This is a genomic window from Moorena sp. SIO2C4 (assembly GCF_010672485.1).
GTDB classification, from domain to species: Bacteria; Cyanobacteriota; Cyanobacteriia; order Cyanobacteriales; family Coleofasciculaceae; genus Moorena; species Moorena producens.
Genome location: NZ_JAAHGN010000897.1, coordinates 1 through 3,196, shown reverse-complemented (window position 1 = coordinate 3,196; position 3,196 = coordinate 1). Strand labels below are relative to the sequence as shown.

General features: G+C 43.6%; 3 protein-coding genes and 2 pseudogenes. 1 reads left to right on the top strand and 4 read right to left on the bottom strand.

Annotated elements, in window-relative coordinates; genetic code table 11:
* Positions 1–445 (bottom strand): cyclic nucleotide-binding domain-containing protein (locus F6K20_RS31010; RefSeq protein WP_287297285.1); only part of this gene is annotated, 445 nt, incomplete at its 3' end.
* A gap of 4 nt (positions 446–449) precedes the next feature.
* On the bottom strand, positions 450–1,043 hold the full coding sequence (locus F6K20_RS31005) for a helix-turn-helix domain-containing protein (RefSeq protein WP_044492126.1): 594 nt from the start codon (positions 1,041–1,043) through the stop codon (positions 450–452).
* Between the two features lie 53 nt (positions 1,044–1,096).
* On the opposite strand from F6K20_RS31005, the gene F6K20_RS31000 reads away from it, so the two are divergent.
* Complete coding sequence (locus tag F6K20_RS31000; protein WP_287262753.1) at positions 1,097–1,255, top strand: hypothetical protein; 159 nt, start codon at positions 1,097–1,099, stop codon at positions 1,253–1,255.
* A gap of 1,376 nt (positions 1,256–2,631) precedes the next feature.
* Here the strand turns inward: F6K20_RS31000 and F6K20_RS30995 are convergent.
* Both F6K20_RS30995 and F6K20_RS30990 read right to left on the bottom strand, forming a co-directional pair.
* A pseudogene (locus tag F6K20_RS30995) lies at positions 2,632–3,081 on the bottom strand (RNA-guided endonuclease InsQ/TnpB family protein); the annotation flags it as partial.
* Between the two features lie 13 nt (positions 3,082–3,094).
* Positions 3,095–3,196, bottom strand: a pseudogene (locus F6K20_RS30990) (RNA-guided endonuclease InsQ/TnpB family protein); the annotation flags it as partial.

Genomic DNA, 3,196 nt, shown 5'->3' with positions numbered 1-3,196 from the left:
CCAAAGGACTCTCCGACGGCATCAGCAGGGAATTTTGCCCTTGGGCCTGACGATAAAAATGTTCGCGGATTTGGGGATGTTTGCTAATTAGGGGAAATAACAGTTCCGGAGTTAGATAACAAAGCTTGGTTTTGAGGGAAGCTCTGGCTGAGTAGCACTCAAAAGACTCCTCTGGAAAGAAAGTACACTCCCCAAAGGAAGCTCCGGCTTCTAGATTGGTAATTAACTCCCCGGCGCTATTAATCAGTCTGACCTTTCCGGAAATCACAATATAGACCCCAGCCTCGGCGTCTGTTGACTGCCAAAATTGACCGACCGTTGGCTCGCGATATTTGATTTGTTTGAGACAGCGTGATAGTTCTGGTTCTGAAAGAGAATGCCCTAGAGTATGGGCGAGCTGCTGAGGGGAAATCAGTGGATTAGATGTGGATGTATGTCGAACCATAATCTCATGCCATGTTGCTGGGATTGAATAGCCAAAAACCATTGGACTCGGAGTCATTAGCGGATTTCAGGTCAGAAATTAAGATGCTGTGACCATCCTTTTCCCGTCCCCTAGGGGATTTAACCTCTGTCCGTTTTGGTATAGTCGATAATCCCATGTCCTTGAGCAATCGTTGCAGGTGGCGATTGCTCAGTTCAATCCCGAATTCTTTTGCCAGATGTTTGTTCAACCAATTCACTGTCCAGCGGCGAAAGGAATAACCATAATCCCGGGGACTCTGGTTAATCAGTTCTTTCAAACGGTCTAAATACTGCTCATTGACTGCCTTGGGGCGACCAATTGGACAATCCTGCCATTGGTGAGCCATCCCACTACGAGCAATATGCATCCAATGTCTTACTGTTGCGGCACAACACCCCAAGGTTTGACAAATTTCCGTTTGAGATTTGCCCTGATCTGCCAATAACATAATTTGAATCCGCTGACGGTAGGACTCATGTAAATCCTCTTCTAGACTTTTTTGGAGTAGTTTGCTTTGGAATGGTGTTAAATAATGACTTTTAAGAATTTTGGCTTCTTTACCTTGCTCGTTGTTCATATCAATCGGTTTTCTATGTACAACAGCCCTAAATTGGGCAGTTTTAACATTCATTGAATGTAAGCTATCAGCCGTCAGCTATCAGCTTATGTGCTACGCACACGCTACGCGAACAGCGGTCAGTAATCAGCTATCAGGTATCAGCCTATGGGATAGGTCCCAGCGTTGAAGCCTGTGCCACGCTACTTGAGGTGCTATCAGCTCAAGGCTGACGGCTGACGGCTGACGGCTGACTGCTTAGTAATGAGCTATTTATAAACCCTATATAAACCCCAATAATTAATCGAGCACAATCAACTTACACTTCCAAGACAGATAATTTGAACCTTGATGTAAGTAATTAGGAGTTCAATAATAGTTGAATCAAATCTTGGTATTGATGGCTGAAGTATCTCCCACAAAAGATTATATAATTAGTCGGATTAAAATCAAAATTTACCATTAATAAATTCTGAAATATTGTCCATATTTGCTCCACACATATGGACTAATAATTGACAAAAATTAACAGAATATTAAAAAAGTTTATCCGAGTAATTATCACTAAAACAATGGTTATATAAAGGTTATCGCTTTCACGAAAAATTAACTAAAACTTTAACTCTATAAAGCTTTGATAAAAAAAACTTTTATCAGATAAAATTCCAGAGTTTATTCCTTTATCCACAATGGATGTAATCTGTAATTATCAGGGGATTGGAATTAGCCACTAGCCGGGACCTTAGCACCGATGAAGTGAGCATCACTGAAGGCTGACAAGGCTGCTTGTCACACCTGAATGCTATAGCTAGTTTTTTGATTGGAGTGGAAGCCTGAGTTAATGCAGTTCCCTGGGTAAGACTTTAAAGGTGAGTGTCATACTTCACCATGTGCCCCATGAGCTGAGTGTCTTGGTCCGCAAACCATTACGATGGCTGCAAGCTGCTACATGTATAAGCAATCTTGAGTTGGTAGTAACGGCTTCTTTGTCTATTATTCTTAATCACACCCAATGCTGACAGTACCCAAAAGGGTACTGTTTCACTGCACTTTCTGTGTTAAGGCAATATGCACAATATGCATTGATAGCAGTTATCCATTGAAAACTGCTATCAACCACAACTAGGATTACATTAAAAATCTGAAGGGGGCTTGGGGAGAACTGGTTGAGGAAATTTTGCTTTTGCGATCGCATAACGTAAGCATTCAGCGAATGCGCTACAGATGGTGCTACTTGAGGTGCCTATGCCCTACGCGCACGCTACGCGAACAGCGAATGCGCTACAGATGGTGCTACTTGAGGTGCCATCAGCCATCAGCTAGCAGGCGCTTTAACTGCACGGGGTCGGATCAGTAAAACGAGCAGGGATTTTCAACCAGCCGTACCAGCACCCCCCAGCTTGTTTACTACCGACCGTTGATTAGCATTAGGCATTAGGCATGATAGCTGACAGCTGACGGCTGAATGCTTGCTGCGTCACCTTTGTCGCCCACAGTAGCTCAATCTGCTAGATTAACTTCCCACAAACCATACCAATTTCTGACTGCCAACCATACTGTAGAGAGCAATCCCGCCAGGCTCAAAGTCAAACCACTTTGACACTCCCCGCTAATCGCGAAACGGGGATTCTTGGTTCAACGAGGCAACTTGCTTTGACAGGTTTTCACCAGCAAAAGTAGAGGTTCCCTCTCCCCAAGCGTTTGGATCATTTAAGATCAGAGTTCCGGTGTGCCCCACCGTACTCAAGGCTCTTTCCAAAATATTGATTGCAGCATTATGGTCTCTATCTAGAGAACAACCACACTGACAGACATGGGTTCTAGTTGATAGAGACTTTTTGACTACTTCACCACAATTAGAACACTCAGCAGAAGTATACGCTGGATTAACTGCAACAGTTACTTTGCCAAACTTAGTCCCAAAATGTTCCATCCATTTCCGGAATTGATACCAACCTGCATCATTAATAGATTTGGCAAGATAGTGGTTCTTTACCAAGTTTTTAACCCTTAAATCGACCTAGGCGACCAGGTCGTTTGACCGGACTACGCAACGTGCCGGAGACGAAACCTTAGAAGAGTGCAGCCTTACAACAAAACCTGCCACCTTTGATGCATAGCCTACCAACTATAAAGGCTGCACTCTTCTTGCGGTAACTTCTAACCAGTCTCTT

Excerpts from the sequence above, each read along its gene's own strand:
- F6K20_RS31005 (WP_044492126.1), bottom strand. The coding sequence starts at position 1,043 with ATGAACAACGAGCAAGGTAAAGAAGCCAAAATTCTTAAAAGTCATTAT.